The sequence below is a fragment of the Treponema sp. OMZ 855 genome (assembly GCF_024181145.1).
GTDB lineage: Bacteria > Spirochaetota > Spirochaetia > Treponematales > Treponemataceae > Treponema.
This window is the reverse complement of sequence record NZ_CP051194.1, coordinates 2,633,868-2,660,166: the sequence shown is the minus strand read 5'-3', so window position 1 is coordinate 2,660,166 and position 26,299 is coordinate 2,633,868. Positions and strand designations below refer to the sequence as shown.

The 26,299-nt window shown below is 43.4% G+C and carries 24 protein-coding genes; 16 read left to right on the top strand and 8 right to left on the bottom strand.

Going from position 1 to position 26,299, the window contains the following annotated elements; translation table 11 throughout:
* Positions 1 to 9: 9 nt before the first annotated feature.
* Both E4N65_RS12050 and E4N65_RS12045 read right to left on the bottom strand, forming a co-directional pair.
* The gene (locus tag E4N65_RS12050; protein WP_044014301.1) at positions 10 to 3,504 is read right to left on the bottom strand and encodes a tetratricopeptide repeat protein; all 3,495 of its coding nucleotides are present in this window, start codon (positions 3,502 to 3,504) and stop codon (positions 10 to 12) included.
* Positions 3,497 to 4,234 (bottom strand): tetratricopeptide repeat protein, encoded by a 738-nt coding sequence (locus tag E4N65_RS12045; RefSeq protein ID WP_044014303.1) that lies wholly within the window; start codon positions 4,232 to 4,234, stop codon positions 3,497 to 3,499. The genes E4N65_RS12050 and E4N65_RS12045 overlap by 8 nt, the downstream gene beginning before the upstream one ends.
* Before the next feature lie 151 nt (positions 4,235 to 4,385).
* Here E4N65_RS12045 and E4N65_RS12040 point away from each other — a divergent pair, with 151 nt between their 5' ends.
* The 4 genes from E4N65_RS12040 to E4N65_RS12025 all read left to right on the top strand — a co-directional run bounded on the left by E4N65_RS12040 (position 4,386) and on the right by E4N65_RS12025 (position 8,850).
* Complete coding sequence (locus E4N65_RS12040) at positions 4,386 to 5,639, top strand: tetratricopeptide repeat protein (RefSeq protein WP_235619784.1); 1,254 nt, start codon at positions 4,386 to 4,388, stop codon at positions 5,637 to 5,639.
* Position 5,640: 1 nt separating this feature from the next.
* On the top strand, positions 5,641 to 6,330 hold the full coding sequence (locus E4N65_RS12035) for a metallophosphoesterase (protein WP_044014307.1): 690 nt from the start codon (positions 5,641 to 5,643) through the stop codon (positions 6,328 to 6,330).
* A 76-nt stretch (positions 6,331 to 6,406) separates the two neighbouring features.
* Positions 6,407 to 7,462 (top strand): ribonucleotide-diphosphate reductase subunit beta, encoded by a 1,056-nt coding sequence (locus E4N65_RS12030; protein WP_044014309.1) that lies wholly within the window; start codon positions 6,407 to 6,409, stop codon positions 7,460 to 7,462.
* An 8-nt stretch (positions 7,463 to 7,470) separates the two neighbouring features.
* Positions 7,471 to 8,850 carry an MATE family efflux transporter gene (locus E4N65_RS12025; RefSeq protein ID WP_044014311.1) on the top strand — a complete coding sequence of 460 codons (1,380 nt, stop codon included), beginning with the start codon at positions 7,471 to 7,473 and terminating at the stop codon, positions 8,848 to 8,850.
* Between the two features lie 67 nt (positions 8,851 to 8,917).
* Here E4N65_RS12025 and E4N65_RS12020 read toward each other — a convergent pair whose 3' ends face one another.
* From E4N65_RS12020 to E4N65_RS12010, 3 genes are read right to left on the bottom strand one after another with little or no spacing between them, the layout of a single operon-like run.
* Entirely contained in the window at positions 8,918 to 10,756 is a 1,839-nt protein-coding gene (locus tag E4N65_RS12020; protein ID WP_044014313.1) for an ABC transporter ATP-binding protein, read from the bottom strand.
* Between the two features lie 49 nt (positions 10,757 to 10,805).
* Positions 10,806 to 11,066 carry a Txe/YoeB family addiction module toxin gene (locus tag E4N65_RS12015; RefSeq protein ID WP_044014315.1) on the bottom strand — a complete coding sequence of 87 codons (261 nt, stop codon included), beginning with the start codon at positions 11,064 to 11,066 and terminating at the stop codon, positions 10,806 to 10,808.
* A complete protein-coding gene (locus E4N65_RS12010) occupies positions 11,063 to 11,323 on the bottom strand; it encodes a type II toxin-antitoxin system RelB/DinJ family antitoxin (protein ID WP_044014317.1) in 261 nt (86 codons plus the stop codon). The genes E4N65_RS12015 and E4N65_RS12010 overlap by 4 nt, the downstream gene beginning before the upstream one ends.
* A 200-nt stretch (positions 11,324 to 11,523) precedes the next feature.
* On the opposite strand from E4N65_RS12010, the gene E4N65_RS12005 reads away from it, so the two are divergent.
* The 6 genes from E4N65_RS12005 (at position 11,524) to E4N65_RS11980 (ending at position 16,110) form a co-directional block, all read left to right on the top strand.
* Entirely contained in the window at positions 11,524 to 12,162 is a 639-nt protein-coding gene (locus E4N65_RS12005) for a GNAT family N-acetyltransferase (protein WP_044014319.1), read from the top strand.
* Between the two features lie 74 nt (positions 12,163 to 12,236).
* The gene (locus E4N65_RS12000; protein WP_044017048.1) at positions 12,237 to 12,704 is read left to right on the top strand and encodes a GNAT family N-acetyltransferase; all 468 of its coding nucleotides are present in this window, start codon (positions 12,237 to 12,239) and stop codon (positions 12,702 to 12,704) included.
* Between the two features lie 103 nt (positions 12,705 to 12,807).
* Positions 12,808 to 14,121 carry an AAA family ATPase gene (locus E4N65_RS11995; protein WP_044014321.1) on the top strand — a complete coding sequence of 438 codons (1,314 nt, stop codon included), beginning with the start codon at positions 12,808 to 12,810 and terminating at the stop codon, positions 14,119 to 14,121.
* Positions 14,090 to 14,425 (top strand): RloB family protein, encoded by a 336-nt coding sequence (locus E4N65_RS11990; RefSeq protein ID WP_044014323.1) that lies wholly within the window; start codon positions 14,090 to 14,092, stop codon positions 14,423 to 14,425. The genes E4N65_RS11995 and E4N65_RS11990 overlap by 32 nt, the downstream gene beginning before the upstream one ends.
* Before the next feature lie 478 nt (positions 14,426 to 14,903).
* Positions 14,904 to 15,701: a toll/interleukin-1 receptor domain-containing protein gene (locus tag E4N65_RS11985; protein ID WP_052185480.1), complete on the top strand. Its 798-nt coding sequence runs from the start codon at positions 14,904 to 14,906 to the stop codon at positions 15,699 to 15,701.
* A 22-nt stretch (positions 15,702 to 15,723) separates the two neighbouring features.
* Complete coding sequence (locus E4N65_RS11980) at positions 15,724 to 16,110, top strand: hypothetical protein (RefSeq protein ID WP_052185481.1); 387 nt, start codon at positions 15,724 to 15,726, stop codon at positions 16,108 to 16,110.
* A gap of 168 nt (positions 16,111 to 16,278) precedes the next feature.
* Here E4N65_RS11980 and E4N65_RS11975 read toward each other — a convergent pair whose 3' ends face one another.
* Both E4N65_RS11975 and E4N65_RS11970 read right to left on the bottom strand, forming a co-directional pair.
* Positions 16,279 to 16,572 carry a UPF0175 family protein gene (locus tag E4N65_RS11975; RefSeq protein WP_044014330.1) on the bottom strand — a complete coding sequence of 98 codons (294 nt, stop codon included), beginning with the start codon at positions 16,570 to 16,572 and terminating at the stop codon, positions 16,279 to 16,281.
* 45 nt (positions 16,573 to 16,617) lie between these two features.
* Positions 16,618 to 17,904: a type IIL restriction-modification enzyme MmeI gene (locus E4N65_RS11970; protein ID WP_052185482.1), complete on the bottom strand. Its 1,287-nt coding sequence runs from the start codon at positions 17,902 to 17,904 to the stop codon at positions 16,618 to 16,620.
* A 141-nt stretch (positions 17,905 to 18,045) separates the two neighbouring features.
* On the opposite strand from E4N65_RS11970, the gene E4N65_RS11965 reads away from it, so the two are divergent.
* Both E4N65_RS11965 and E4N65_RS11960 read left to right on the top strand, forming a co-directional pair.
* A complete protein-coding gene (locus E4N65_RS11965; protein ID WP_044014332.1) occupies positions 18,046 to 18,954 on the top strand; it encodes a helix-turn-helix transcriptional regulator in 909 nt (302 codons plus the stop codon).
* A gap of 84 nt (positions 18,955 to 19,038) precedes the next feature.
* On the top strand, positions 19,039 to 19,551 hold the full coding sequence (locus tag E4N65_RS11960; RefSeq protein ID WP_044014334.1) for a ClbS/DfsB family four-helix bundle protein: 513 nt from the start codon (positions 19,039 to 19,041) through the stop codon (positions 19,549 to 19,551).
* Between the two features lie 260 nt (positions 19,552 to 19,811).
* Here E4N65_RS11960 and E4N65_RS11955 read toward each other — a convergent pair whose 3' ends face one another.
* Entirely contained in the window at positions 19,812 to 21,596 is a 1,785-nt protein-coding gene (locus E4N65_RS11955) for an ABC transporter ATP-binding protein (protein WP_044017051.1), read from the bottom strand.
* A 131-nt stretch (positions 21,597 to 21,727) separates the two neighbouring features.
* Between E4N65_RS11955 and murI the strand changes: the two genes are divergently transcribed.
* From murI to E4N65_RS11935, 4 genes are all read left to right on the top strand, one after another.
* Positions 21,728 to 22,516 carry a glutamate racemase gene (murI, locus tag E4N65_RS11950; RefSeq protein ID WP_044014336.1) on the top strand — a complete coding sequence of 263 codons (789 nt, stop codon included), beginning with the start codon at positions 21,728 to 21,730 and terminating at the stop codon, positions 22,514 to 22,516.
* Positions 22,516 to 23,466 (top strand): ribosome small subunit-dependent GTPase A, encoded by a 951-nt coding sequence (rsgA, locus tag E4N65_RS11945; RefSeq protein ID WP_044014338.1) that lies wholly within the window; start codon positions 22,516 to 22,518, stop codon positions 23,464 to 23,466. The genes murI and rsgA overlap by 1 nt, the downstream gene beginning before the upstream one ends.
* Positions 23,467 to 23,620: 154 nt before the next feature.
* Complete coding sequence (locus E4N65_RS11940) at positions 23,621 to 24,190, top strand: TetR/AcrR family transcriptional regulator (RefSeq protein ID WP_044014340.1); 570 nt, start codon at positions 23,621 to 23,623, stop codon at positions 24,188 to 24,190.
* A gap of 383 nt (positions 24,191 to 24,573) precedes the next feature.
* Complete coding sequence (locus E4N65_RS11935; protein ID WP_044014343.1) at positions 24,574 to 26,292, top strand: ABC transporter ATP-binding protein; 1,719 nt, start codon at positions 24,574 to 24,576, stop codon at positions 26,290 to 26,292.
* Positions 26,293 to 26,299 lie beyond the last annotated feature (7 nt).

The window sequence follows — 26,299 nt, the reverse complement described above, 5'->3', positions numbered from 1 at the left end:
TACTATTTCTTAGAGATTAACCAATAACTTTCTCACTTCTGCTGCATAGCGGTAATTCGGTTTTTGCTTAAGCAACTGCTCAAAAATAGCCTTTGCCTCCGCTTTGTTATCTAAACTAATATACACTTTTCCAAGCTCATAGTAACTATCCCATGCTTGCGGATTTATTTTGATAATATCCCGATAGGTATCGCGTGCATTTTCTTTTAATCCTGCTGATAAGTAGACAGCTGCAAGATTTTGACGGGCATCGATATCTTTCGGCATAATTTTTATCGCATTTGTATAATAATCGATAGCTTTACCGTACTGATTTTTTAGCCCGTAGAGCTTTCCTAAATTCATATTCACTTCAAAGTTTGAAGGCTCCGCCCGATATGCGGCCAAGAGATGCTGTTCAGCACTGTCGAGATGACCGGCTTCAAGCTGAATCCGTCCAAGGTTGATACGTGGCTTGCTATAGTTCCCGTCAGCTGTAACCGCACGGGTATAGTAATCTTCAGCTTCGCGCAGCCGGTTGTTTTTTTCAAGTGCTAATCCATACGTGTATAAAAAGCGGGCGTCTTTATCGTTAACTGCTAAGGCTTTTTGTGCATTTTGTAACGCTTCTGCCGTCTTGCCGAGTTCAAGTTGTACCGCAGCAAGGTTATAATATGTTACCGGATCGGCATCACCGAGCGTTAACGCTTCTTTAAAATAGCGTTCCGCTTGTTGAGCATCTTTTTGTTTTGAATACACTTGCGCCATCTCTTTTAATGCTGAGGTGTTCGAAGGTTCCAATGACAACGCTTTTCGGTAGTTGTTAATTGCCTCACCGTAATTGCGCTTTTTATCCTGCATACGGGCCATTTCGATCCATGCCCTGACGTAATCCGGCTTTAACGCTGCGGCTTTTGAAAAGGCCGTAAGAGCGGCATCATTTGCGTTCATAATCTTGTGCGTCATACCGAGGTTGAAAAAAGCCGCTTCAAATTGCGGATTGGATTTTACGGCTTGTTCAAACGCAGTGCGCGCTTGCGGGTATTTTTTCTGTGCAAAATACTTTCTACCCAACTCATAATTATATTGAGCATTCTGCGGATCGAGCCGGCGAGCGGCTTCCAATTCCTGCACTGCAAGCGATCCATTGTTTTGGGCATCTGCAATTTGAGCATATACATAGTGAGCCTTGGCATCATCATTTTTAGAAGCTATCGATTTCTTAATATAGTCGGCGGCATCTTTTAACGCTTGGTCTTTATGGGCAGGAGAGGTCTTGGCAAGCGACTGCATGGCATCGGCCATCTCCCTGTATTGTTCTGCCGCAAAAGCAGCATCTCCTGACGGTATTTGCGCCGCGGCTTTACTGAAAGCGCTTTGCGCTGCGGCAAAATTGCCGCTTGCTGCGGATTTTTTGCCTTGTTGCACCAGTGCATCTACTTCATGTTTTTTAGCCAGCAATTCTGCTTGTGCTTTTTGTGCAGCCTCCGCTTGGGCTGCAGCGCGGGCTTGTGCTGCCGCTTGCGCGTTTGCATTATTTGCCGTATTAGCTTGGTTTGCCTTATTTGCGTCGGTATTTTTTTGCGGCGCGGCCTGATGCGTTTGCTGTGCAGTCTGCGGCTTTGCAGCGGAATTTGCTTGCGCTTGCAGTGCCGATTGCGCGCCGGCAATTTTTGCAGCCAACGCTTGTGATTCGGAAGTATTTTTTGAAGCAAGTCCTTTTTTAATATACTCATCGGCTTTTTTCAAAGCACCCGATTTTGTCTGCTTGTCCGTCGAATTTTCCGCCAAGTTAAACATTGCATCAGCCATTTTGCGATAAGACTCTTCCGCAAAATCATCATCCTTGGGCATGAAGCGGCTTGCTCTGTCTAAAGCAAGAATAGCGTTATTCAGCTGTTTGCGTTGTGCTGCGGTTATTCCTTGCGCTATCAGATTTTCTACCTGCTTGTGTGCCGCTGTTTTCGGCTGTTCCTGCTGCTTACGCTGCGCCTCGGCTTGGGCAGCCTGTTCTTGCTGTTTACGCTGGGCTTCGGCCTTTGCCTGTGCAAGCCGCTCCTGCTCTTTGCGTTGTTCCTCGGCTTTCTTCTGCGCCGCGGCTTGGGCAGCCTGTTCTTGCTGCTTACGCTGGGCTTCAGCCTTTGCCTGCGCAAGCCGCTCCTGCTGTTTGCGTTGTTCCTCGGCTTTTTTCTGCGCCGCGGCTTGGGCAGCCTGTTCTTGCTGCTTACGCTGGGCTTCGGCTCTTGCCTGTGCAAGCCGCTCCTGTTCTTTCCGTTGTTCCTCGGCTTTTTTCTGTGCTGCGGCTTGGGCAGACTGTTCTTGCTGCTTACGCTGGGCTTCGGCCTTTGCCTGTGCAAGCCGCTCCTGCTCTTTGCGGGCGTCAAGTATTTTAGCGTAAAGATTACGGGCGCCGGAGCTGTTCTGTGCAGCAAGCGCTGCTTTAATGTAGTTTTCGGCCTTATTCAGCGATGTCTGCACATCGTTCGGATTTGAGAGGTGCTGTGCAAGATTGAGCATTGCATCAGCCATCTCCGTGTATGAATCGCTTGCAAACTGTTTATTGTCCGGCATTGAGGCAGCCGCTCTATCGAATGCCGATGCGGCACTATTCAACTGCCGTTTGTTTACGGCGTTTTTCCCTTGTCCGATCAGTTCTACAACCTGTCTCCGCTGCTGCTCTGCTTGATCTTCTTTACGTGCGCGTTCTGCCGCTTGCTGTTGGGCTAACAGCGCCTGCTGACGCTTTGCTTCGGCTGCTTTTTGATATTCAGCTATAATATTACTATAGAGTTCGCGGGCATCCGTATTATTGCGGGCTGCAAGCGATTTCTTTATATACCGTTCAGCTTCATCCCGGGCTTTTTGAGCAGTCTGAGTATCGGACGTTGTTTTCGATAATAGAAAGAGGGATGATGCCATATCATGATACGATGCGGCTTCAAAATCTTTGTCATCAGGCATCGCTTCATCTGCGTGTTCAAAAGCGGTAAGCGCATTGTCCAGCTGATTTTTTTGAGCGGCACTTTTTCCTTGCACAATATAGCCGCGTACTTTATTACGGTCTTCTTCAAGTTTTTGATTTCCGATTGCCCGCGCTGTTTCCTGTTCCTGTGTTCCGCGGTTAAGCGCAAGCGCATCATAACCGAACACTCCCGGATAGGCACTCCCTGTTCCATCCGTTTGGCTATCCAATAAACTTTGCTGATTTTGTAGGTTACTTCCGTCTTGGGTACCATACTTTTTAGCAAGACTTTCATTTGCAGCTTGTGCAGCTAAAAGCCGCTCCTGTTGCTCTTGCGTAAGTTCATTACTGTCATTTTCGGCTGCGAAGAAACCGTTATTTCCTAAAATATCGGAAGATTGCCCGGAAGCGGTTCCAATAGCGCCGCCATTCAGTTCATTTGTTGAAATCGGTACGTTATTTGTCCCTTTCCCACCGAAAATAAGAGAGTACCCGCCCCAAATTAAAAGACATAGTACAATACCTGCTGCTGTTCCGATTAAATATTTGTGTAAATCATTCAAGATTATAATCCTCCGAATAGTCTAACGTTTCATCCGAACCGACAGAAAGAGAAGAAGCATTATCTACTGATTGTAAACTCGCATTTATTTCATCTTGCAGTTTTTTATACCGATCTTCTGCGGCTTTTCGTTCGGCTTCTTCCGCCAACCTCCGTGCTTCTTCTTGCATTCGAATCATTTCCGCTTCACGGTGTTCCGATTCTAGAAGCGATACCATACGCTGAATCGCCTGTCTTTGGGAAGTAGCGGGGTCGAGATTTAAATAAAATTTATAATCTTCCAATGCTTGCGGATATTGTTCCAATTTAATATAGGTATTCGCTCTATTCAATACAGCCGGCGGATAGGCGCGGCGCGCTGCCAAGGCCGCGGTATAAGCTTCTTCCGCCTCTGTAAACCGGCTTTGCAAAAAGTAAACATTTCCCAGATTATATGAGTAGAGATATGAGCCAGCCGCATCTTTACTTTTACCTGCCAACAGCTGCTGTTCGGCTTCCGCATATTTACCGAGGCTGATGTAGCACACCCCCAAATACAAGTTGATTTTAGAGTCGCCCTTTCCGTCTGTCATTGCCTTATAGAAAAGCGGTACAGCCTTATCCGGCTGATTATTCAGTAGAAATTTTTTGCCTTGCGTTAAAGCATCTTCTGTAAAGCCCGGTGCAACTATTATTAGATAAATAACAATCGAAATCAATTGTCGAGCCGATATACGGCAAATACGCTTCATTGACATTACCTCTCAAAAATTATACCATAAAATTATGTCTTTGTACCTTATTAGTTTCATTGGTGTCCTTGCTTTTTTCGTTCTATTATTAGCTTTTTTACTGATACGTTCGATTATTTCACCGAAAAAAACAGCTGTAATAGAAAAATATATGAATGCCGGCAAGTATGCGACAGCAATTAAACGGGCAAAAGCCATTATAGCAAAAAACCCGCGTGATACAAAAGCCCACTATCTCCTTGGAAAAGCTTATTTGGCTGACGGCCGCGCCGAACTTGCTTTAATGGAGTTTAAAACCATCAGCAAGGCCGTATTTGAATCAAAAGCCGAAGAAAAAGAATTCCGAAATTTAACGGCACAACTATATGAACGTTTTCAACAGCATATGGAAGCGCTCGCAGAATATGCACTGCTGATAAAACTTGACCCTCAAAATGCGGAATATTATTACGCAATCGGACAGCTTTTTGAACAGCTTAATAAAACGGAACAGGCTATCTTTCATTATCGGCAGGCGATTAATCTTAATTCAAAACATGCCGCCGCCCATGCAGCTCTTGGACTGCTCCTGTTCCGCAGTAAGATGATGAACGAGGCAAAACAAGAAATTGCTACTGCCTTGAAGCTGGAACCGGATAATACGACTGCGTTATATTATCAAGGGCGGCTGCTCCGTGAATCAAAAGAATATGCACAAGCACTGGCTTCATTTGAAAAGGCAGCCCGCAATGCGGATCTTCGGCAAAAGTGTTTTACCGAACGCGGCTTATGCTATCTTGATGCAAACAGTCTTGAAAAAGCTGCTTTCGAGTTCGATCGCGCACTAAAACTCACAACTGCAAAAAATTCGAATCCCGATACATTGCGTCTCCGCTATGCGGCTGCGGCATGTTACGAAAAAATGAGAGACCTTGACCGCGCTATTGAGCAGTGGGAAGCAATCCACACCGTAATGCCGAGCTACAAGGATGTTACAGACAAGCTCAACCAGTATCGAGACCTCCGTTCAAATGATTTAATGAAAGAATACCTTACCGTCAGCACGGAGGCATTCCTCAAACTCTGTAAAACAGTTACGGAACAAGCCTTTGCGCTTTTGGTTCAGTCTCAAAAAGAGATCAAACAGGGATGTGCTATTATTGCATTGGAAGATAATTCCGAAAAATGGATGAACGTACGGAAGCAGCCCAAACTCTTTATCTATTCGCGAGATAGCGACATCATCGGTGATTCTTTTTTACGTTCGTTACACGAACAGATGAAAGCTCAAGGGTTGGTACGAGTTGTCGTCATCACCTCAAGCGGTTTTTCACGGGCTGCATTAAGTTTTGCAGAAAACCGGCCGTTTGAACTAATCGATAAAGACAAACTGGAGTCAATTCTAAAAACGATAAAAGGCATATAGCATGAAGATCCTCTGCATTTCCGATCAAATCGATCCGCTCATTTACAGTGTCAATATCAAAGAGCGGTACAAAGATGTCGATCTTGTGATTTCTGCCGGGGATTTACCGATGGAGTATTTGGAATTTATCGTTTCATCGTTGAACAAACCGCTTTTTTTTGTGTTTGGGAATCATAATCTCAGTGCATTGCCGTACTATCATAAAAATCTTAGAGCGGACGCCTCTTTGCAATCCATTGCCGAAATCCGGCCCGAAGGGTATGGTTCAACGTATCTCGGCTTTACCACACGCCGAGAAGGCAATGTACTTTTTGCAGGGGTTTCAGGAAGTATCCGGTATAATAGCGATATCGGGCAGTACACCGAACATCAAATGAAGATGCAGTTGCTTGCACTGGTACCGCGCCTCATTTACAACAAGCTGCGTTACGGACGATATTTAGATGTTTTTGTCGCCCATGCGGCGCCTTTCGGCATTCATGACCGTCCCGATCCGTGCCATATAGGGTTTAAATGCTTTTTATGGTTTATAAAGAAGTTTAAACCGCGCTATTTTTTACATGGGCATATCCATCTTTACGACCTACAGGCGCCGCGGGTAACCGTTTACGAAAACACAACCGTTATCAATGTATTTAGCAACTACCTGTTGGAATTTGATACCGATCAATTTACAGAACAATCCAATTAATAATGATTTAGCAGCGATTCCCCCTTTTATAAAACAGCAATCCGATATATTTTAAAGCGATACAAGGAGTATTTTTATGATAGACAATAAAACGGTGCTTTCCCGTAAAAAGCTTTTTAACGAAACAGGTGATATCGAAGTCCATTTACGGAAAATGATAGGCGGCAATACCACAAACCTCAACGACTTTAACAATATGAAGTATACGTGGGCAAGCGAATGGTATCGGCAAGCAATGAACAACTTCTGGATACCGGAAGAAATCAATATGAACACCGATGTTCAGGATTATCGTAAGCTCAGCCCCGCGGAAAAAACAGCCTACGATAAAATCTTATCATTCCTCATTTTTTTGGACAGCATTCAGACGGCGAATCTACCGAATGTCGGGCAGTATATTACCGCAAACGAAGTAAACCTCTGCCTTACCATTCAGGCATTTCAGGAAGCGGTACATTCGCAGAGCTACAGCTATATGCTCGACACCATCTGCTCCCCCGACGAGCGGACAGCCATCCTTTATCAATGGAAGGATGATGCACATCTACTCAAGCGGAATAAGTTTATCGGAGACTTATACAATGAGTTTCAGGATGATAAGAGCGCATTGGCTTTGTTGAAGGTAGCCATCGCCAATTACATTCTGGAAGGGGTGTATTTTTATTCCGGCTTTATGTTCTTTTATAACCTCGGACGGAACAACAAGATGCCCGGCTCCGTGCAGGAAATCCGCTACATCAACCGTGACGAAAACACGCACCTGTGGCTGTTCCGCTCGATTATCCATGAGCTGCAAAAGGAAGAACCGCAGCTATTCACACCGGAAAATAACGAGCTGTTCCGCAGCATGATCCGCGAAGGCTGCGAGCAGGAAATTGCGTGGGGGCATTATGTTATCGGCGACGACATTCCCGGCCTGACCCGCGGCATGGTTACCGATTACATTCAGTACCTCGGCAACCTCCGCTGCGAAAACCTCGGTTTTGAACCATTGTACGAAGGGCACCGCGAAGAACCCGCCTCCATGAGCTGGGTAAGCCAGTACAGCAATGCAAACCTCATCAAAACAGATTTCTTTGAAGCAAAGTCTACGGCTTACGCAAAATCTTCCGCGTTAAAGGATGACCTATAGGGCAGAAAATGCAATTAAAAAGATTTTCGTTGGGACCGCTCCATTTTTACCGGCAGGCGCTCGGATTTGCCATACCGGTAATGATTCAAACCTTTGTACAGAGCCTCGTTTCGCTGATTGACAACTTTATGGTCGGCGGGCTGGGCGACATCAAAATGAGCGCGGTCAATATCACCAATCAATTTACCTTTCTCTTTTTGGTAACAGTCGGGACGTTTTCCGAAACCGGCGGCATGTTTATGTCCCAGTTTAACGGTGCAAAAGATGCCTCAGGGATGCGACAGGTCTACCGCTTCAAACAGATTATGATGCTCGCCTGCGCCGTACTTTTTACCCTTTTCTCGTTCTTTTTTTCGAGGTATATACTCGGTTTTTTGGTACACGGAAATCAGCAGGCACCGGAAATCGTAGCCGAGGGGCAGCGGTACCTGCATATTATCCTTTTCACCTTTATTCCGATAGCTTTTTCAACGGCGATTGCCTCTTCTTTGCGCGACATCGGCAAGGTAAAGATCATTATGTACAGCGCGATTATCTCTACGTTGATAAACACCTGCGGAAACTACATTTTGATTTACGGCCATTTCGGGGCGCCGCGGTTGGAGGTGAAGGGCGCTGCATACGCGACGCTGATAGCCCGCTGTGCTGAAGTTGTTCTCCTGCTTATCTACGTACATGTCAAAAAGCCTGCGTTCTACGTGCGGATTACCGCGCTGTGGAAGGTGCATTGGCCGCTGTTTATGCAGATGGTTAAAAAACTCGGGCTGGTGTTTGCCTCCGATATTTCGTGGGTGGGAACCGAAACGATTGTTGCCGCGCTGTATAATAGCCGCGGCGGGGCGGAGGTGGTTGCGGGCATGGCAGCCGGTTGGACGATTGCAAATATTTTCTTTTTAATCTTTCCGGTGATTTTTACCTGCGTACGTATTATTGTCGGCAGCTCGCTCGGACAGAACAAATTGGACGAAGCCCGCAAACAGGCGCGGTGGTTCCTTTCAGGCTTTTTTATCTTCGGTATTTTTGTCGGTATTTGTGAAGCTCTGACGGTGTTCCTTATTCCCGTTGTGTTTATTCGGCTTTCGCCTGCCTCGCATATCATCACGCGGAATCTTATATGGGTCATCGCGCTTTATATGCCGTTGTGGTCATATCTTAACACGCAGCTCGCAATTTCCCGCGCCGGCGGCGATGCGCAACTTGGCGCATGGGTGGATATCAGCGTCAACTCAATCGTATTCCTACCGGTGATGATTATCTTTACCTACTTTACTGCGCTTTCTCCCGTCGCGATGTTCGGCCTTGCAAAGCTGAGTGATTTTTTTAAGTTGCTCATCGCCGGTCATCAATTAAAAAAAGAGCGGTGGGTAAAGAACTTAACCATTGCGTAAGGGTTTACAAAAAAGCAATACAACACTGCACAGAGTACAAGGGGCTTATGCCTTGCACACAGAACAATCACGCTCTGTCTCTGTCGGTCCGCGGCATTCCTTCTTCTTCCTGTAGGAACTGCATTGAATAGAGCTGATAATAGTGTCCTTTTTTCTGCAGCAGTTCTTCGTGCGTGCCTGCTTCTATCATTCTGCCTTTTTCGATAACGATGATTTTATCGGCATTGCGGATAGTGGAAAGGCGGTGCGCGACTACAAATGAGGTTCTGTTTTTCAACACGGCGGCAATCGCTTTTTGAATTTTTTGTTCCGTTTCCGTATCGACGGAAGAAGTGGCCTCGTCCAACACAAACAGGCGCGGATTCCGCACAAGCGTACGCGCAAACGAGATGAGCTGCTTTTGCCCCGTTGAAAGTAAGCCACCGCCTTCGCCTACCTGCGTTTGGTAACCGTTCGGCATCGCGGAAATAAATTCGTGAGCGTCAACAAGCTTTGCCGCCGCGATAATTTCTTCTTCCGTTGCATCAAGCTTGCCGTAGCGGATGTTCTCTTCGATTGTGCCCGAAAATAAATGCGGTGATTGTAATACATAGCCGAGGTTTTCGTGTATCCATGTTTCCGGCATTTCGGTGTAATCGATGTTGTCAATTAAGATACGTCCCTGCTTCGGTTCATAAAATCGGCAAAATAAATTTACGATAGTGGACTTTCCCGCTCCGGTAGACCCGACTAACGCGAGCGTTTCGCCGGCCTGCACCGTCAAATTAAAATCGGTTAAAACAGGTTCGCTTTCCTTATACCAAAATGATACGTGCTCAAATTGTACGGTTCCTTTTATGGCAGGACGCTGCACTTCCGTCGGGTTGAGTGCGGTGCCGTATTTTTTGATAACCACTTCCGTATCCTGAATATCAGGCTTTTCTTCAAGCAACGCAAAAATACGTTCCGCCGCTGCTTGTGCCGATATCAATTCCGCAAACAGCGCGGATGCTCCTGCAAGCGGGGCGTTGAACTGAGTAACATACGAAAGGAACGCAACAAGCAGTCCCAAACTAATCGCCTGCGAGATAACAGCGCTTCCGCCGTAAAAGACGACCAGTCCCGTACCTACCGATCCGATAATCTGTACCGCAGGCATCAAAATAGAAGAAAGCAAAATTCCACGTATCGAAGCAGCCTTCATATTCTCTGTTTTGGAGAAAAACTCTTTTGCGTTCAACTCCTCTCGCACGAGCGTCTTGGTCGTCTTTGCTCCTTGGATATCTTCGTTATATGCCGCCGTCAGCTGCGCATTTACCGCCCGTACTCTCCGTTGCGCTTTTAATATCTTTGCGCGCAGATAAATGCTTAATGCAATAATCAGCGGGAAGGTCGTTAATACAATAAGGGCGAGTTTAATATTGTCGTGGAACATCGTAAAGATGAGCGCGAACAGCATAAAAAAGCCCCACAATAAATCGGATACACCCCACGCCACCAGCTCCGATAATTTATTGATATCCGAAGTGATGCGTGACATAAGAGAGCCGACTGAATTCGCATCGTAAAATGAAAGAGAAAGACTTTGTAAATGATTAAAGCAGCGGATCCGTAAGCGATTGCACATCTTTACTTCGACCGTGCCGATTGTCATAATATAGAAAAACGTAACGAGAACTGCGAACACTATGAAGACACTGGTCAGCACGACGACCGGAATAAAATTCTGTAAATTCTGCTCTTTTACAAAAACGTCGATAACATAGTTGGTGATTTTAGGTTGTGCAATTGCGCAGATTCCTTCAAGCCCTGAAAAAATAAAACCTGAAATAAAGAGCAATTTAAAGAACGCAAATTCTTTTACAATCCGCTTCCAAACTCCGCCATTAAACTTTTGGTTGTAATCGTTTTCCTGATCTTGTTCCATAATAGTACCTTGTCGTTACAATGCTATTGGGGCTTTTCAAAAAATTCAATTAATTATCGTAATGTCCGCGGCAGGAAAGGATTTCTAAAGTATTTTTACTCACTCGGTACACAAGCCTGTTCACGTCATCAATACGGCGACTCCAAAACCCGCTCAATTCGCCCTTTAGAGGCTCCGGTTTACCTATACCGTCAAAGCTTCCCCGTTCAATATCTTTAAGCAGCATATTGATACGCTTTATTGTTTTTTTATCTTGTAGTTGCCAATACTCATAATCTTCCCAAGCTTCATCAAACCATATTTTTTTCATTCATATGCCTCGATAAGCTCATGCTCTACGCCTTTCCCGGCATTCAGAGCCTCAATGCCCCTGCGTAAGTGAGCCATGTTGCTTTCACTGTAGAACGGATCCGTTGATATTTCAAACGGTATTTTTTGTTTCCTGACCGCCGTTTTTGCAAATACGCAAAATGCTGTTGTCATGGTCATTCCAATATCGGAACAAAAAGCCTCAAACTGTTTTTTTAGGTTCTCGTCCATACGGATATTTATGTTTGTCTGTGCCATAGTAGTAACTCCTTCTATCTTTATTGTAGATAGATTTATTGATGATGTCAATATAATTTCAACTTTAGAGATATCATACCGGAAGTTTTGTTGACTTTGTACTATAGGTTATTCGTGCAATATTACATCATCATATTGACATTTCTACACTGCCTATCAATACTACTCGGACAGAAATTTCTCTGCATAAGGAACTCACAATGAATAAAAACGACTATATCATCCGTTTGGAAAGAAAAGAAGAATACCGTGATGTTGAAAACCTTGTACGAGAAAGTTTTTGGAATGTGTACCGTCCGGGGTGCCAGGAACATTATATTCTCAAGCAGCTGCGGGATGATCCGGCATTTGTGCACGAGCTTGATTTTGTGATGGAAAAAGACAGGAAGCTGATCGGGCAGAATATCTTTGTCAGGGCACTGATTAAAACTGATGACGGACGCGATCTTCCGATTATGACGATGGGTCCGATTTGTATTGCGCCGGAACTAAAGCGGCATGGCTACGGAAAAATACTGCTGGATTATTCCCTTGATAAAGCAACGGCGCTCGGCTGCGGTGCGGTATGCTTTGAAGGTAATATCGATTTTTACGGCAAGAGCGGATTTACGTACGCGAGTGCATACGGCATCAGGTATCACGGATTGCCGGAGGGAGCAGATGCTTCGTTCTTTCTCTGTAAGGAATTAATTCCCGGCTATCTGACCGGTATTACCGGAGAATATGCTACGCCGAAGGGCTATGCTGTCTGCGATGAATATCCGAATGACTTCGCCGCGTATGAGTCGGGCTTTCCGTACAAAGAGAAGTTAAAGCTGCCCGGACAGATTTTTGAGTGAAATAAGCGGGAATAGTTGACCGGCTGTGTGGGACTCATGGAGAGTGGGTGAGCGGTATCGGTGGAGGACGCATTATGACAACAATTCTTAAAATAACAGATAGTGATGAAAAAGCTCATATCGTTGAATATGTTTTATCAGACTTGCCCGAATGGTTCGGTCTGCCTGAAAGCACGGCGGAATATATACATGATTCAAGAGAACTGGACTTATGGGCTGCAAAAGATAACGGTGAATATATCGGATTTATAACGCTGAGCCAATCGAGTACCGATTGCGGAGAGATACACTGCATGGGCGTCAAAAAAGCCTATCATAGGAAAGGGGTAGGTACTTTATTGCTTGAAGCACTGAAAAACTTTGCAAAGACAACATACGAGTATTTACAGGTAAAGACGGTCGATGAAGGACACTACAAAGAATACGATCAAACAATAGCTTTTTATAAAAAACAAGGATTCAAAAAGCTTGAAGTGTTCCCTACGCTATGGCACGAATGGAATCCATGCCTTGTAATGATACAAAAGTTGTATGCACGTTAACTAGAAATTGATCTCATTTTTGCAAATTTTCAGCAAAAATAGCTTGTATTTTATGAATAAAAGATGGTATTGTATGCGCAGTTGATGATAGAGGAGCTGCGCTATGGTGCTTGAGTTTTCTATAACAAATACATTTTCTATTAGTGAAAGACAAACTATTAGTTTTGAATCGGCTCTGAACGATCCCACAACCGACGGGCAGCACTGTATAGACTGTAACGGTAAGAAAATACTCAAAATGGCGTGTATATACGGTGCAAATGCTTCAGGGAAAACAAACATACTTGAGGCGCTTCGCTTTTATGCGTATTTTATGCTCAGCTCATTTACCCGTTTAAAACCGGATGATGCGATTAATTTTATTCCGTTTAAGTTTGATCCGCAGCTTCAAAATCAGCCCGGTGCGTTTGAAATTATCTTGTATCTAAAAAATAGTAATACCGAAGGCTATACCCGCTATGAATATAACCTAAAACTTACCCGTATCGCTGTTGTCTACGAATCTGTATATTATGCACCGAAAGGACAGAAAAAACTGATCGTTATGAGGGATGAGCATACAGGTATAAAATGGGGCAGTGATATTTCCGGACCTAAGAAAGCAATTGAAAACCTTGTGCGTCCTAACTGCTCGTTGCTGTCGGCATGTCAGCAGCTTCCATTTCCTGCACTAGAACATTTAACACTCTATTTAAGCGTGTTTTTTTCCGGGATAATAGGTATGTCAAACGAGTTTTTACGAGGGAACGCGTTTGCTCACATAAGACCTCAGTTCCCTCAATTTAAGGACTATCTTGTGCAATTACTTTCTGCTTCTGATATGGGAACAATCAGCGATATAAACGTTGAACATATACCGATTACCGAAGATTTAGCGGCAACGCTTCCCCAAGAAATGCAAGAACGTGTTGTAAACTACAATGGAAAATTGACAGTGCAAGATGTACAAGTAACACATCGCTATGATAATCATGACTATACGCTATCAATTGATGAAGAGTCTGCAGGAACAATACGGATGATAGAACTGAGCGCACTATTGCACTCATTGAAATACGAAAACATTGCTTACATTATTTCTATAGATGAACTTGAGACTTCATTACACCGTGAATTGATAGAGACGTTTCTCGAGCTTTTCTTGTATGTTGCTACAGAGTCACAACTCATTTTTACCACGCATGATCAAGATTTATTAGATTCCGGTCTTTTACGGGACGATGAAGTTTGGTTTTGCTATAAAACGGATAAGGGGAATAGCGTATACAATAGCATCACTGACTATACAGGGATCCGCAAAGGAGTTTCGCGCAAAAAGCTGTATAATGCCGACAAATTCGGTGCCTTACCGCTTGTGAACGTCAATGTATTGAAGGAGCTGTTTTATGCCGAGAAAAACTCGGAAAATACAAAGTAACAAAACGGTGTTGATTGTTGTTGAAGGGACAACGGAGCTGAATTACTTTTCTGAAATGAAAGCCGTTGAACGAATTCCCGGTATAACAGTTATTCCGAAACAAGCAAAATACAGTTCAGTTGCAAGTATTTTCAAAACAGCATTTGAGGAACAAAAAACAAAAGTGTATGATGTTATCTGGTGTGTATTCGATTGCGATACTATTTCAAAAACAACGCCGTGTGAAAAACTGGAAAAGCTAAAACGGCAAGCTGAACACAACAACATACACATTGCAGATTCTCTACCTGCATTTGAAATATAGTTTTTATTACATTATGTGCTCCCTAAAAAATATTACACAGATCAGGAATCTCTTATAAAAGAACTGCAAATACATTTACCCGAATATAAAAAATCGATGCACTTATTATATTCTAAACTGAAAACATTGCATAAAACAGCTTTGGAGCATAGCAGTAAATTGGAAGAAAGAAAAAAGATGAAGCTTCCACCGCGTCGTTTTGTAATGTGCATAAACTTTTTGAAGAGATTGAAAAGCTGAAGAAATAATGGTGGTTGTGCGGTATGTAAATCAAATCCATATTCATTTTGCAGCTTCTGTTTTATCATTTGCAAAGCGTCTCTTATGGGCATCTATCAACCTCCCATGATTACATAGACAGTATAGCACAAAAAGAATGGCAATACCAAGTATCTGGAATATTTATAACTATACAGAGATTTTTGCTTGTCGATCTCCATATCCAATATTATATTAAACATCAGGAGAGTTAGAGACTATGTATAGAGCTTTTAATGTCCAAATAGCAGATAATGAAATGGATAGCTTATTAAGAAATAGTAATCAGCTTTATAATAATTTTCTTGATATTTATCTTTCTAATAAATTCAATATACAGCGATCATTGGAAAATTTTTTGCTACCTAATAATGCTATTGATGTACAAAGTCTTGAACAAGACTGGTTTCCAAGTGTTGATGCGCATGTTTTTATCTCACATTCGCATAAGAATATTGAATTGGTAGAAAAGTTTGAACAATGGTTATATCAGCAATTTGGTATAAAATGTTTTGTGGACTCAAAGGTATGGGGATATGCAAATGATTTATTAAAAAAATTAGACGATAAATATAGTTTATTTTGCACTGAAAATAATATCAATACTTATTATTATGAGAAAACAATTATATCATCTAGTCATGTTCATATGATGCTTGCAACTGCATTATTAAAAATGATTGATAAAATTGATTATATCTTCTTCTTGAATACACCGCAGTCATTGTCTTTAAATAATATTCATCAATTTACTTATTCACCTTGGATATATTATGAATTATCGCTATTACAATTTATTAGAAAAAAAATTAGTCGATCAAGAATAGCAGAAGGCGAAATGAGAAAGTCTTTTTCTATGGGAGCTGAGAATCTAGCAATGGCTTTTCCTGTTGATATTAAAAATTTATATAAATTATCAATGACTGAGTTGTCTAGGTGGGAAATGGGTGTGCCAAGTGACGAAAAATATCCGAATTCTGCATTAATGAAATTAGACCTATTATTTCCAGACAAGTAATTCATCAGAGAAAGGTGTAATTATGGAGAATAAATTAAAACATTTAGAATTTATCCAAAATGTTATTGTAAGAATGAATAATGAATCCATTCAATTAAAAACATGGACTATCTTACTTGTAGTTGGAGTATTAACATTGGCAGAAAAGCAAGGAAGCTGGTTTATTATATTATGTGCACTACTTCCTACCGATTTGTTTTGGGTACTAAATAGGAATGTCCTAAAAACAGAACGTTTATATCGTAAATTATATGATATTGTCCGAAAAAAAGATGAAAAAGATATAGATTTCTCAATGGATATAGCCCATATCACGATTGAATCAAAACCTTTTAATACGGTAAATGCATTCTATTTGCCGATTATGATTGCTTTACTTATTATTTCATGCTGGCTGTATTTTAGTTGAAATTTTTTTTCGTATATTCACTCCCATCCTACATTGCTTCTCTCGGCTTTGTTTTTAGCAGCCCCTCCGTCTTCTTCCCATACAGCTCGAACAAAAAAGCCACACGGGCGGCATCATCGGGGAAGGCTGTTTTACGATAGGCTTATCCACAGCTGTCTGAAATTACTATCATGTCTTTATCTTTTTAAGAGAATGAAATGTTTGAATATCTTTCATAACATCAGTTATATCCATATCAAAATAAGGGAAGCCCATATCATCATATAAATCAATCAAATCAAGTTTTTTTATTCCCAAAATTTCAGCTGCGCGACCATGAGAAATGACTTTTTTGTAGACATTGGAGTGATACAATAAAAGTGCATTTCGCTCAAGCTCTTCGTTTGATTCACCGCTATAATTGTCCGTAAAATACGTTTTCATATCTTTTGGGACTGTTATCTGAATCGTAGCATATTCCATAAAATCATTCTCCCTGTATAAATATAGTATATACCCTAAACACTTCTACCCCCTCCCCCGTTTCCGCTTCCCCGTAAGCAGCGCCTCTGTCTTCTTTCCATACAGCTCGAACAACAAAGCCACACGGGCGGCATCATCGGGGAAGGGGGCTTTCCGGTAGAGCTTATCCACAGCGGAATCCAGGGCGGCGTGCGCTTTGGTGAGTACCGGCGGCATAGTATTGGGATCGTATAAGTCGGCAAGGGAGCTATCGGGAAACTGCGCTCGCGCATCCAATACCGCCTGCGCCTTTTGCATAATCGCTGCCTTTTGCTCTTCCGAAATATCCGGCCACGGGAAGTTGTTATACACAATCTGCGCAGAATAGCGATACCGCATTTCCAGCCGCCCGCATACGGTACGCATCCACGCCATGTGCATTTGCGAAGTAAGCACCCCGAACTCGTATAGCGTTGCATTGGGAACGAGTAAGTTCGCATTGCTTGAAATATCAGAACTATTCATAAAACCAATCGGAATATATTTACGGCGTTCTGATGATGTACTCGGCACAAGGAGATAATGTCCCGACTCCGGCTGACGGATTTCTCCAAAGAGGGATGGGGTTTGCGCAAGTTTCCGTGTTGCCTCACGGTTGCTGCCTCCACGGTGTTCCCGCACCTTTTGTAATCGCGCTACAATGAGCGGACACTTTTTTAGATGCTGAGGTTCTGCATTCAAAAGCCAGAGACAATATCGTTTTTTATTATTGATAAACTCTTCCGCCCCCAAAAACGGACGTATATACCGTTCTGCTTCCGGTTCTTGTTGTAAAAAGGAGGCGTATTCATTTTCTTCTATAATGAGATTACCGCCGTCATTCGGCATACTGCCAAACACCATCGGATTAGTTTGTGTATCAAGTACCGAACTTCTACTATCAATAAACACATGTTGCGCATCGGCTAAATAAGCATTTATCCACTTGACTGTTTGAGCTTTCGGCTCTCCTTTTATATCATCATATAAAAAGAGTTGTTTTTCCGTTCGGTTGCGGAGAGAAAAGCCGACAATAATACAGTACACTGCCGCATTTCCCCGCGCTTCATTCGACCACTTGAAGGTCTGGTGAGCAAAATTGATATGCACCCCGCGCGCAAAAAGATTTGGCCACAAAATCGGTACTTGCTGTCCCTGACAAATAGAATTAGTAGAAACAAAGGCGCATTCAATCTGCGTTCCTTGAATATACTCCGCAGCCTTTTTATACCAGCCCGTAACGTAGTCAAGATTCCCCGCATTCTTTACCCCGCTAAAAAGCATTGCAAGCTCCGCAGACTGTTCTTTCTCCATTACCCACGCACCTAAAAACGGCGGATTGCCGAGAATATACGAAAGGGTATGTTTTGGTACGATGGTCTCCCCGCTGTAACTGCTATAATTAAATGCCCTTTATAGGAACCCGTCTACTTTTTATGCTATACTTTTATCGTTATGCGTTCCGAACGGCTTTTTGAAATCGTCTTTATTCTCCTCAATAAAAAACGAACGACGGCGCAGGAGCTTGCGAAAAAATTTGCTGTATCGATTCGTACCGTGTATCGTGATATTGATATTTTAAGCTGTGCCGGTATTCCGGTGTATACGGTGCAGGGAACAGGCGGCGGAATTTTTATTGACGAAACATACACCATCAATAAATCGATTGTAACACAAGAAGAGCAGGATAAGATTCTGCTCGCCCTGCAATGTTTAGCACCTGTTGACGAGATACATACCGAATCGATTTTAAACCGGTTGTCTGCTGTCTTTCAGCGTCATGCCGATTGGGTTAAGGTTGATTATTCCCGCTGGGACAACAAAAACGACACGTCCATTTTCGATACGGTTAAACAAGCCATCTTGGAATGCCGTGCGCTCCGCATTGAATATCTCAGTTCCTATGGAGAAAAAACTGAGCGTACTATTTATCCGCTTCGCCTTTTGTTTAAATCCAAGGCGTGGTACGTTGAAAGTTTGTGTACCGACAAAAATGCTTATCGGCTTTTCCGGTTAAACCGTATGCTTTCCGTTATGCAGACGGTAAAAATATTTAAGCGTATGGAATTGCTCAACAAGCTACCTGACTGTACAGACTATTCCGATGCTCTGACGCTTACGAACATAAAATTAAAATGCACCGCCGGAATCGCTTATCGGTTTTATGATGAATTTCCTCCCGATCTTATCACAAAAAATATGGACGGCTCGTATACGCTTTCAGTATATCTTCCGATCGATCATTGGCTGTACGGATTTATTTTGTCGCTCGGTACCGAGGTAGAAATTCTTGAACCGGAAACTCTAAAACAAGGAATAATCGATTTTGCTGAAAAAATAGCGGCGCACCATAAAAAAGTTTAAATGTTTTTTCAAACCTGACATACCGTGTCAGCTTTCTATGGTACAATAGGGCATCTTACTATCCTAAAGGAGTCACAATAACCTATGCCAAGACCTACCACCAAAGCCGATTTAATCCAAGCCGCAAATGAACAATTCGCAAAACTGTGGACGTTAATCGGCGAAATGTCTGACGAAGAAAAGAACGCGGATATTGTTCCGAACGAACGCGATAAAAACGTGCGGGATGTTTTGGTTCATCTATATGAGTGGCACTGTCTTCTGCTGAATTGGATACGGTCAAACACAAACGGGAATCCTGCCCCTTTTTTGCCGGCGCCCTATAATTGGAAAACCTATCCTCAGATGAATGTTGTTTTTTGGGAAAAACATCAAAACACATCATATACCGATGCGGAAACAATGCTCAAAAAAACACACAAAGAAGTGCTGGCGCTTATCGAAACATTTTCCAATGAAGCCTTTTTTTCCAAAGGTACTTTCGATTGGACGGGCACAACGACGCTCGGCAGCTATTGCGTATCTGCAACTTCGAGCCACTACGATTGGGCTATTAAGGATATTAAAAAAGCGTTGAAAAAATATAGAGCACGATAACAGCCATCTCTAACAACTAACTCGACCGCTTTGTACTAATCGAAAAAGATACTCGGGCTTATCTACATAGAGATAATGATCTTCCCGTAATACTTTAAAACTCTGTACCTCTGTACGCCGATCGGCAATTTCCGTGAAATGTTCATACTGTCACTATAATACGGTTACTGCTTTTCTGTAATTTAACAAACGGCACGGCAATCAATCACTCCGATGCAGAGCGCAGCTGAGAAGCGGTAGGTATTCAATTTTGCTATGAATCACCGATCTCGATTACTCTGAATATCATAAATACGCTTGTATAAGCCGTCTTTTTCGATGAGTTCGCGGTGTGTGCCCTGCTGGGTAATCTTTCCCTTTTCCAACACGATAATAATGTCTGCATCTTTGACCGTAGCAATGCGGTGCGAAATGATAATCACCGTTTTATGTTTGTTTTCATTTTTGAGGGCAGCTCTGATTGCCGCATCGGTTTCCATATCAACTGCGGAAAGTGAATCGTCAAAGATCAAAATAGGAGCATCCTTTATCAACGTTCGTGCAATCGCCAGCCGCTGTTTTTGTCCGCCGGAAAGAGACACGCCACGTTCCCCGACAACGGTCGAATATCCGTCTGCAAAATAATGAATCTCTCCGTCCAAGGCTGCGATGCGGGCGTATCGTTGTGCGGCGGCATCGTTCGTATCGGGGGCGGCAAGTTTAATATTTTCCATAATTGTTTTAGCGTAGAGAAACGGTTCCTGCAAAATCAGTCCTATCTGCGACCGTATCCAGCCCTTGTCTATCGAACGTAATTCGATGCCGTCAATGGTGATTGAACCGGAAGTATAGTCGTAGAGCCGGTCAAGCAGATGCACCAGCGAACTTTTTCCCGAACCGGTTGGACCTAAAATTGCCGCCGTTTGTCCCTGTTTGATACTGAATGAAACATTATCCAATACCGGTGTGTTCTTCGCTCCGGGATATGCAAACGACACGGAATCAAAAATGATATCACCCTTAATATCCGGTTTTTTCTGTGTGGGGAAAAGCGCCTCAGGTTCTTCGCGGAATATTTCTTCAATACGGCCGACTGATATACAGGCCTTGCCGATATTACCGAGAATCCGTCCAAGCTGCCGCACCGGCTGTATCAGCATAGTGATATACGAGATAAACGCTATCAACATTCCCGCTGAAATTTCGCCGCGGTATGCTAAAAAACTTCCGTAGAGGATAACGGTAAAAATCTGGGTGTACGATAAAAAATCAGCCCCAGACCAAAAAAATGCAAAGCAGCGTATCAATATCAAATTCCGCCGCATATACGCTTCGCTGACTGTTTTGAATTTTTCCATCTCGTATTGTTGACGAGTGAATGCCTTAATCACTCTGATACCGGTAAGACTTTCCTGAAGAACTGCCGTCATTGCCGCTTCCTGTTCGGTTGAGGCTTTAAACTGTTTTTCAATCACATAAAAGAAGAGAGCAGAAAAAGCTGCCGCAACCGGAACCGCTGCACATGAAATGAGCGCCAGCTTGATGTTCGACTGCATCATCAAAAAGACCGTGTATATAATTAAAAACACCGAGCCGACCGTTTCGGGAATTTGAGAATATAATGCGATACGAATGGTGTCCACATCGGATGTACAGCGCTGGATCAGATTACCTGTTTTTGCATTTGCGTGATAGGTGTATGGCAATAGCTGAATATGATTATACAACCGGTTCCGCACATTTTGAATAATCCGTTCGGTTGCCGCATTTGCCGTATTCATCTGCAAAAATGTAAATATACTGCGGCTTATTGCAAATGCAAGAATGAGAGCGGCCATAATGAGCAGTCCGTTTGTCCCCTTTACAGCCGTTCCGAACAGTGCAACGAGCCGTTCAAGGGCTGTATGCGTAAGCGGTACATCGCCGAGTACCGAATCGACGGTAATTTTGATTAGGCTCGGCTGTAGGGCTGCGGCAATCTGAGCAAGCAGTGCAAACATGAGCGCAAGCAGGTATAAGAGACGGAATCCTTTTAAGTACGAAAAGAGCCGAACAAAATTTTTCACAGGTGTCATTATAACAGGAGCATCCGTTGTATTCTATGCACCTTGCTCAAGAATAATGCATAATTTATAATCCTTAATTATCAAACCATGAATTTCGCATTATGAATTTATTTTACGAGGTGTTACATTAAATGCACAAAACGTATGTTTTTTTAGATTCGGGGATAGGCGGCTTGCCGTACTTCCGGTATTTTCATAAAAAAGCACCGCAAGCATCGGCTGCGTATGTGGCGGATTTGGAACATTTTCCCTACGGGGAAAAAACGCGTGAGGACGTGATTAAGTACGCAGTCGGTGTTACGGAAAAAATAATAAATCGATTGGATCCCGCAATGGTTATCGTGGTGTGTAATACGATGTCAACCGCCGCCCTCGATGCACTGCGCAAACATTTTTCCATTCCCTTTGTCGGTACCGTACCGGCGGTAAAGGTCGCGGCGGAAGTCAGTACGAATAAGCGTATTGGGATTATCGCCACGGCGCGAACAATCAACGACCCGTATCTTGATAAACTGATTGAATCATTTGCCGCCGATTGTACTATTGAAAGACGAGCGGATGCGGAACTGGTTGCAAAAATTGAAAACGGACTGATTACCGCCCCGGATGAAGAAAAACGAAAAGCAGTAGTGCCTGCAATCCGGCAGTTTAAAGACGCCGGTGTCGATACGATTGTACTGGCGTGCACTCACTTTTTACATCTTGCAGACACCTTTGCCGAATGCGCCGCTCCGGAAATAAAGGTTGTCGATTCCTTGCCCGGAGTTGTTTCCCATGCATTGGATGTGCTGCCTCCGCCGGCCGGTGGGAACGCATCCCGCAGCAGTTGCTATGTTACCGGCGAAATCACCGAGCGTATCGACCGGCTGTACCGCGGTTACTGTGAACTTTTCGACCTCGATTGGAAGGGAGCGCTGTAATGCAGGGGCTGGTATTAAGCGGCGCAAATAATTTTTTTGCAGTACGCACACCCGAAGGCAACGTAGTGCGTTGTTCCATTAAGGGGAAAAAACTGAAAGAAAGCCGCGGGTATTACAATCCCTTAGCACCCGGTGATACGGTCGATATTGAATACGACACCCTCCATCCCGATCAGGGGCAAATTACGGCGCTTGTACCGCGGCGCAACGGTTTTATCCGCTGGAATCAGAAAACGCGCAGTCCGCAACTTCTAGCGGCAAACATCGACTTGCTGCTCTGCGTTACCACCCCTGCCAATCCCCCCTTCCGTCCGCGCTTTACCGACCGCACATTGGTTCAAGCCGCCGCGGAAGGTATCCCCGCACTTATCATTGTGAACAAAATCGATTTGGGCATTTCGGAACCGGTGCGGGAACGCATACGGGATTGGCAGCGCATTGGCATACAGGTATGCGAGGTGTCTGCAAAGACGGGGGAAGGACTTGAACCGCTCGCACGCCTCCTTTCGGGTAAAACCTGTGCCGTTACCGGACAGTCGGGTGTCGGAAAGTCGAGCTTACTGAATAGCCTTGACCCCAGCCTTGCGCTTAAAACCGCCGATATTTCGTTTAAGTACGACCGCGGTATCCATACGACAACGCAGGGCGTTTTTTTACCGATGACCTTTACCGCTCACGACGGAATGCGGCTGCCGTTTAACATCATCGACACCCCCGGTATCAGACACTTTGCACTCTGGGGCATTAAACCGGAAGAAGTCATCTTCTACTTTCCCGAAATGGAGGCCGCAGCAATACAGTGTGCTTTCGGGCTTTCCTGCTCACACATTCACGAACGCGGCTGCCGTATCTTGGAAGAACTGGACGCAGGGCATATCCACCCCGACCGCTACGAAAGCTGGCGTTCCATGCGCGATGAGTTGACACTGCTTACCGCGGACGAATACTAGGGCAAATGTATTTGGCTAATTCTACGTTCCTACCCGCCATATATTTTCAAGAGTGTCAGCCTCACTTGACAAATATCGGACTTCCTTTTAATATTAAATTATAATTCAGTATTGGCAGAATAGAAAGGAGGACGTTTCGAGCGTACAGGCGGGTATGCAGGTATTAAAAGAAGAGGTCAAAACTAGGATTCTGACGGCTGCGGAAAAAATATTTTATGAACAAGATTATAGAAGCGCCAAGCTGACGGATATTGCAGAACAGGCTGATGTTCCCGTTGCGCTTATTTATACCTACTTCAAAAATAAAGAAGGTTTGTTTGATGAAGTAGTTGAAGGTGTCTTGGATAACATCATTACGATGATGGAAGATGAAGAAAAGATGGAAGCCGGAAGTCCTTATGAAAGATTTAATCGAGGCGGAGCATCTCAACTTCCCAAACTGTTAAAGAGTAGAATAAAACTCATCATCTTGATCGACAAGAGCTCGGGGACGAAACATGAAAATGCAAAAGATATGTGGGTTAAACGATTGGAACAGCATATAAAAGACGGTTTAAAGAGATATTCAAAAACCAAGCACGATCCAATGCTTGCTCATATTTTGGCAAATAATTATGTTGAGGGGCTTATGGAAATTGCACGGCACTATAAAAATGAAAAATGGGCAGAAGATATGCTCTTTATTCTTAATCAGTGCTATTTTAATGGAGTTGAATCATTGTAAGCTGTAATTAGTTAGAGTAGTATAGAAGGAAATTTATTTTAGGAGCGTTCAACCGCTCCTCATTTTATCTATCAATATTGAATAAATATTCAATATTATTTGGTTTTGAAGATATGACAATGGTTCAACGAAGAGGCGATATTTTGACCATGGGTGACATCGAGGGTGTAAACAAAAGTAATGTTTTTGATTTTCAACAGCGGCATGGGCGGAGGCGGATATCCTTCTCCCTGATTGGATTAAGCAGGAGAGAGGCTTTGGAGGGACACCCGGAAAAGCCTCTTTAGAATGAACAGCAGAAGGGAGAAGATTGGAGCCGAAGACCGTTTTTTGCGTAAGCAAAAAGCCGCCAAACAAAAGCATACATAGTGAAGGAGACTATAATGACTGAAAAGGAATTGAAAAAACAGGTAACGGGTAAAACCTTTTTGTCCAATGTGCTGCTTGCACTTAAAATAGTGTTTGACTTAATACCGCAGGTTTTATTGGTACTGGTGATAAGCAGCCTATTTTCGGGAAAAGCGGAAAGGGGATATTTTAAAATGATTGCCGGTGGTATTTTCATCTCGTTTATGCTCAAGGCGTGTTGTAATTATCTTGCCGTAAAGACAGCTCATGACAGGGCTTTTAGTACATTGACGGAATTACGGCTTACCATAATTGAACACCTGAAAAAATTGAATTTAGGATTTTTTAAAAAGCATACTACCGGCGAGCTTACAAGCATTGTTGAACACGATGTAGAGCAGATTGAAATATATCTGGCGCACGGTCTTCCGGAAATCATGGCGGCAACTCTTCTTCCTGTTCTGGTTTTTATTGCAATACTTTTTATAGATTACCGGCTCGCATTAATAATGATTGCAGGGGTACCGCTCATGTTCCTTGTACAACAATTATCTGCAAAGACCATGCAAAAAAGATTTCAAATATATTTTGAACGAGAAATGCAGATGAGGGAAGACATGATGGAGTACGTAAAAAATATTGCCGTCATAAAGGCATTTGCAAAAGAAGAGTGTTTTAGCAGCAGAACTTTGGATTCCGCACGCTCTTATGTGCAAGATGTAAAAAAGAGTATGGGTGCCGTTACGGGCCCAATGGTGCTTATCGATATTTTTATGGAAGCCGGAGCGGTATCGGTTATGATGTTAGGAAGTATACTGCTCTTACATAACAATATTTCTACCGCTCAGTTTATACTGTCCGTTATCTTATCTTCGGTGTTTGTGTCAGCAATAAGTAAAACCGCAACGCTCCATCATTTTTCCATCGTGTTTACTGAAAAGCTCAAAAGCATAGCGGTGATTCTCTGTGCGCCTCTTGCAAAAGAAAAGATCAGCGAAAAACTGAAAACGGGAGATATAGAATGCAAGAACGTACATTTTAAGTATGAAAAAGACGGCTTTGCGTTAAAAGATATTACGGTACAGTGTAAAAAAAACACTTTAAATGCGCTTGTCGGGCCGAGCGGCTGCGGTAAAAGCACGCTTGCGAATCTTATCATGGGTTTTTGGGATGTTGATTCAGGTGTGCTCACAATTTCGGGCAAAGATATTTCACACTATGATACGGACAGCATTTCCGCTCTTATCGGAAGTGTTCAACAGGAAGTGATCCTTTTTAATATGAGCATCTTTGAAAATATCGCGATCGGTAAGGCGGGCGCTTCGGAAGCGGAAGTTATAGAGGCCGCCCAAAAAGCACGATGTCATGATTTTATTTCCGCCCTGCCTCACGGCTACAACACACGGGTCGGAGAGATGGGCGTAAAACTTTCGGGAGGAGAAAAGCAAAGAATATCCATTGCCCGGATGATTCTTAAAAATGCCCCAATTCTTATTTTAGATGAAGCGATGGCTGCGGTTGACAGCGAAAACGAAAAACTCATAAACGAGGCGATCGAAGAATTAAGAAAAAATAAAACGGTTATCACGATTGCGCATCACCTGAACACCGTACAAAACGCGGACAAAATAATCATTATGGATAAAGGCCGCATACTGGATTCCGGCACACATGAAGAATTGATTTCGCGATGCACCTTTTATAAAGAAATGGTCGAAGCCCAAAACAAAGTAGACAACTGGCGAGTGGGGTAAAGGAGAC